Here is a 6,036-nt window from a genome sequence, read left to right as displayed (position 1 = left end):
TTCAGTTGCAGGCAATTTATTCAACGGCAATGCCACGGTAAATTCGCTTCCCTTATTAGCACCTGTTGGCGGGCTCATCACTGTTATTTCCCCTTCCATTAAAATTACCAGCTCTTTAGTAAGTGCCAGGCCAATACCGGTGCCTTCGGTTTTTCTTGTATGGCTGTTATCTAATTGATAAAACCTGTCGAAGATATGCAGCAGCTGACTTTCCGGAATACCAATGCCGGTATCTTTTACTTTAATAATCAGTACTGCTGTATTGGTTTCATGCTGTACAATATTTTCACTAACACGTACATAGATATTTCCTTTTTCGGGTGTAAATTTTAATGCGTTAGATAATAAGTTGGCAACGATCTGCCTTATTTTTTCGGGATCGTACGCCATGTGCAAGGCATCCATTTCAGCTAAAAAATGTAATTGTTTTTTCTGGCTCTCGGCAAGCGAATGAAAAGACTCTACCACATAGCGGAGAAAATTAATTATATCGCCATTAACCAGCTGCAACTGCATTTTACCGGTTTCCAGTTTAGACAGGTCGAGCATTTCATTTACCAGGTTTAATAAACTTTGACCATTACGAATAATCATATCCACCCCATTTTGTAAATGTGCCGATGGATTGCTTTTAACCTGCTGCGCCATACCCAGTATAACGGTTAGCGGGGTACGAAATTCGTGGGTAATATTGGTGTAGAGTTGTGTTTTTACGGTATCCAGTTCTTTAACTCTTTTAGCTTCACGTTGTTCAAAATTTAATTGCGATTTTAATTTAGCCCGGTTTACGGTAAATTTAAAATAAGCCCTTATCACCAAAGCTAACAGTGATATATAAATACAATAGGCCCACCAACTGCGCCACCAGGGCGGCAATACAGTAATTTGTAATTCAGCAATTTTATCGCTCCATATACCCTGGCTGTTGCTGCCCTGCACTTTAAAAATATATTTACCCGATGGTAAGTGCAAATAAGTGGCGGTACGGCGGGTGCCACTTTCTACCCATTCTTTATCTACACCCACCAATTGATACCGGTATTTATTTTGAGCAGATGCAGTAAGATCAAGCGAAGAAAATTCCAGCGTAAGAATATCCTGCAGGTGTGTAAGTGATATACTCTTTGATTGCTCAATGGTATTTTTAAGCACTCCGGTATTATCTTCCGGAGAAACAGACTGGTTGTTAATGAGTATAGCTGTAATGAAAACATTGGGCATGAAACCAGGTATCAGTATTTCTTCAGGATTAAAAATATTTAACCCGTTAACTCCGCCAAAAGCAAGATGGCCATTGGGTAATTTAGCATACGACCCGGTGTTAAATTCATCATCCTGTAAACCGTTTGCTTTGGTAAAATTATGAAACAGCCATTTGCTACTGCTGTTATCTTTTACTTTAATGAGGCAAAAAATTCCCTTGTTAGTGCTGCCCCAAATATTGCCGGCACCATCAGGTAATATGCCATATACCACATCATCAGGCAAGCCATCTTTTGCGGTAAGGTGAAAAAAATCGCCGGTTGTTTTATCCAACCTGTTTAAACCGCCGCCTTTTGTTGCAATCCACAAATATTTTTCAGGGGTATAAGGATCATCTAAAAAGCAGGAAACATGATTGTAATTGAGCGAATTTCTGTTGCTGCTGTTATTATAAAACCATTTTACTTGGGGTGATGAATTTTGGGTGTTACCAAAAATAACTTTTACAAAACCTTCGGCATTACCCACCCAGCATACACCCTGTTTATCCTGGTATAAGGCAGTACAAATAGATTTAGGTGGTATTGATTTGGCATCCATGTTATTAATAGTAAAACTATCTATATTGCCTGTAACCGTATTGATACGGGTAAATTTACCACCAAGCCCCGCAAGCCATATATTGCCCTTAATGTCTTCAAGCATGGGTTGTTTTGCACCAAAGCTTTTATCATCGTTTATCTGCGGATATGATACCAGTTTGCCCGAAGAAGGATTGTATTTAAAATAACCTTTGTGATCACTCTTTAACCAGTAATCACCCGATTTGGATATGATGAAATTATCTACCCGGGTGAGAGCGGGAATACTTGCGAACGCATTTGTGTGTATTGTACCATTGATTAACCTGCTCCATCCATAAGCAAAATCTCCTAAAAAAATATCATTGTCTTTAGCAGGGATGATCCACTTTACACTATTGCCGGGAATGGGAACCCATTTTTTAAACTTGTTGCCAGTAGCAGTGTATTTTCTAAGCCCGTAACCTACCGACCCAGACCAGAGTACCCCGGACCGGTCGATGATGAATGGATAGCATACTCTTATTTTGGTTACAGGTAATGGCTCTTTCCAGTTTACTGTTTTGCCCGGCTCGTATTTATAAACACTATAAAAATATTCTTCCCTGTGGTGGTTTTCCCAAAGTTGTTCTTTGGGTTTAAAGATGATATTGCCGCATGGTGTTTTACCGGGGTTGAATAAAGGAAATATATTTTTTCCATCGGATAGGTAGAGATTGCTGTTTATTAATTTACTGCTATCCCCGATCAGGAAACCATCATTAAGCAGTACACCGTTGCTTAGTTTTATAAAGTTATTCTTTAACGGATCAAACCTGTACACAGCTCCATCCATACTTCCAATCCAGATGATTCCGTTTGTATCTTTTCCCATGCCGTAAACTGGTGCGTCATTGGGCAATGTAAGCCTGGTAACAACTGGTGCAGCATCTTTTGCAAAAAAAGCTTCACCCGGTTCTACAATATTTAATCCTGCAACATCTGTAGCTACCACTATTCTTCCATCGGGCATTTCTATTATCGATCGTATACCATTACCCGAAAGGCTGGCCGCATTTGAGTTACTGTGCATGATGCGGTAAAATTTACCACTCTGCTTATCGTAAATATTTAAGCCGGCGTTTTCGGTGCCCGCCCATATCCTGCCTTTACTGTCTTCAAACAGTTTTACAATGGTGTTACTGCTGAGCGAATGTGCATTGTAGGGATCGTTGGCGAAAATTTTAAAACCATAACCATCATAACGGTTGAGCCCGTTTTTGGTAGCTACCCATATAAAACCTTCCTTATCCTGCAAAATATCAAACACCATTCCCTGTGATAAACCCTGAGCGGTGGAAATAGATTCGTAACCGGGTGTGTTTTGTGCAGCTGCGCCTAACCCCAACCAAATAATGGCCAACGTACATATTGCTTTTAGATAGATAAGGGGTTTGTGCATTTACTTATAAAGATAATCGGAAAGGCATTTTTATTGCATAGATTAAAAAGAAAATAGCCACTGTTTTTATAAAATGACGAAATAATCCTGATGCTGCTCAATTTGTCCGGTAGTTTGGCGTGAATGTGCAGTAAGTTGACAGATTTGTCCTCACAGGTAATCGTACCTGAACAGACCTTTACAAGAGTTACTTTATCCCTCCCTTTAAAAAGCTGATCGTCCAGTATTTCTGCAAAACCATTACTGCTGTTTTATTTTATTATCCCCACAAAGAGAAAAGGGTTTTTAATAATTAACTCAACTTTTAATTACACAACCAAACAACTTGTATGAAAAAATTACTTTTGGTATTAACTGCTTTATTTTGCTTCTGTGCATCCTGGGCCCAGCAACCAGTTGCGGGCAAAGCTGTTGCTTTTGCAGTAAGCTCACCTGTTAGGGATTTTAGCATTGCCAAACCGGAGCCAGGTAAAACAACCAGTAGAACATTGATTGGTGAAAATGAACCCATTAATAAATCCAATGGAAAGATCATTAAGGAAATCGCACCGGGCATCGGTGGAAATACAGAGGGAGTGATTCAAAGCAGTACGGAAAATCTAACTAACCTGGTATCTGCGCCCATTACCAGTTTTGATTGTAATAGCAGCGCTGATAACCAAGCCGCATATGGAGTGGAGGCAGGGTTTATCCGCCAGACGATAACGGAGATGTTGGCCACAACCATTATGTTCAAACAACATCCTGCTGGCCGGGGTGATATTGAGCAACCGGCACCTTCAAGAACTTCTTCGTATTTGAATGGCCTTGCAGACCGCCTGATGCACTGTAGCCGTCAGTTTTTTATAGCTCATGTTTAAATTTATCCCTTCTGCATCGATTTTAAAAAATATATACGAACATTAAAGCAGAATTAAAAAAATATACTATAAAATAAGTCTTGGAAATTCTTATAAAAGAAAATATCTTGGGAATAGATTATCAAAACAACTTACTCCGACCCTTTTTTTCATCAATGATTTTTGATAATCTCCTCTCTCGAAATTAGCAAGTAAAGAAATTTATATCCTCATTGAATTAACTATAGCAACCTTGTATAGCCACGAGTTTATATTTTAATTCTTCATCAAACAAAACATTGTTATGAAAAAAGGTCAATCTCATTTGTTAGCTTGTAAAACTTTAATCAGTCCCAAAGTATTTAATAAAATACGCTATATCGCCTTTATAGCATTTCTTGTTTTAATGGCGCAAATTGGATTTGGACAAGATGATCCTGATAAGCCTGACTTTATAAAAAATAAAATAAGCGTTGAAGAATTCATGAAACTTCGTGCTGATGCTATAGGAATGCGAAGAGGTATCGAAAAAGACAAACCTTTTAACCCTGCTAATCGCTTAGCAGCAATCAAACAAATGCAGGAACAAAAGGATCGTCTCTCTTCAGGAAAGAATGCTCCGCAACTAAATACATTATTAACACCCTGGACCGAACTGGGGCCGAACCCAATTCCCAATGGGCAGGTTGTCAGCGGCCCTCAATTATCTGTTTCAGGACGGACGGTTTCAATTGCTGTTCATCCCACAAATCCCGATATTGTATATGTTGGCACAGCACAAGGAGGCCTTTACCGCACACTTGACGGCGGTACTACCTGGACACCGATGCTTGATAATGCCCTCAGTTTGGCAATTGGCACTGTTGCAATTGCCCCATCGCAACCCAATACGATATTTGTTGGCACTGGCGAATCAGCTTTTTCAGCAGACGCTTTTTTTGGTGTTGGGATTTATCGGATTGATAACGCCAACTCAGCAACGCCGACGATTACAGGACCTATTGGAGGTTCCTTTTTTACAGGACGGGCCATCAGCAAGATTGTAGTACATCCAACCAATCCAAATATCATTTTTGCTGCTTCAACTTCAGGTCTTGGCGGTATTGGAGGCAACCCAAATAATGTGCTGGCTAACCGGGGACTTTTCCGGTCAACAGATGCGTTAAGTGCTTCTCCAACTTTTACCCAATTAACCATAACCGGCATTGTAGCTCAAAATCGCAATATTGTTGACATAGTAATGGATCCTGGTAATCCTGACCTGGTACTTTGTACATTAGGTGATTCATTTAATGAAACGGTGGGCGGCGTATATAGATCAACCAACGCTTTAGCTGCCACTCCATCTTTCGTCCGCACATTTACAGCAGGTACAGGAACTACAGCCTCAAGGACCGAACTTGCTATTAACCGAAGTGGTGCCGGAGTGGTTACGGTATATGCAGCTTCTGGATTTAACGGTGGAACAGTTCAGCGTTCCATTGACGGTGGCGCAACCTGGACCCAGCAAATAGATAATAACTTTTGCGGTGCTCAATGTTTCTATAATATCGCTATTGACGTAGATCCATCTAATGCTGACCGTGTGTACCTGGGCGGCACAGGCACAACCACCACTTTTGGTATTTCTATCAACGGTGGCACTTCCTTTACCAATAGTCAAAGCGGGCTACATACGGATTCGCATGTGATAACCGTTGCGCCTTCGCTTCCATCCACCATATATTTCGGTTCGGACGGTGGAATTTATAAATCCACTGATGCCGGTGCCACCTGGACTTCGATGAACAACACGACATTTCGGGCTACCCAGTTCATGAGTCTTGCAGTGCATCCTATAGACCCAAATTTTACCATCGGGGGAACTCAGGACAATGGAACGAATTTTTATAAACCCGATGGAACCTGGACACGGGCCGATTTTGGTGATGGAGGTTATTCATTAATTGATCAGGGCGCTACGGATAATGTT

3 protein-coding genes are annotated in these 6,036 nt (G+C 40.6%); 2 read left to right on the top strand and 1 reads right to left on the bottom strand.

The window, feature by feature from the left end; genetic code table 11:
- The coding region (locus tag ACY65O_RS00115; protein ID WP_462218810.1) for a ligand-binding sensor domain-containing protein at positions 1-3,186 on the bottom strand (3,186 nt) is incomplete at its 3' end.
- A 368-nt stretch (positions 3,187-3,554) separates the two neighbouring features.
- Between ACY65O_RS00115 and ACY65O_RS00110 the strand changes: the two genes are divergently transcribed.
- Together ACY65O_RS00110 and ACY65O_RS00105 are read left to right on the top strand one after the other, a co-directional pair.
- Positions 3,555-4,085: a hypothetical protein gene (locus ACY65O_RS00110; RefSeq protein ID WP_462218809.1), complete on the top strand. Its 531-nt coding sequence runs from the start codon at positions 3,555-3,557 to the stop codon at positions 4,083-4,085.
- A 556-nt stretch (positions 4,086-4,641) separates the two neighbouring features.
- Positions 4,642-6,036 (top strand): WD40/YVTN/BNR-like repeat-containing protein (locus tag ACY65O_RS00105; protein WP_462218808.1); only part of this gene is annotated, 1,395 nt, incomplete at its 3' end.

It is taken from the genome of Ferruginibacter sp. (genome assembly GCF_031430955.1).
Taxonomy (GTDB): Bacteria; Bacteroidota; Bacteroidia; order Chitinophagales; family Chitinophagaceae; genus Ferruginibacter.
This window is presented reverse-complemented; position numbering and strand designations above follow the sequence as displayed.

Bases quoted from the DNA above. Each gene is read 5' to 3' on its own strand.
- ACY65O_RS00110 (WP_462218809.1), top strand. From the start codon at position 3,555: ATGAAAAAATTACTTTTGGTATTAACTGCTTTATTTTGCTTCTGTGCA.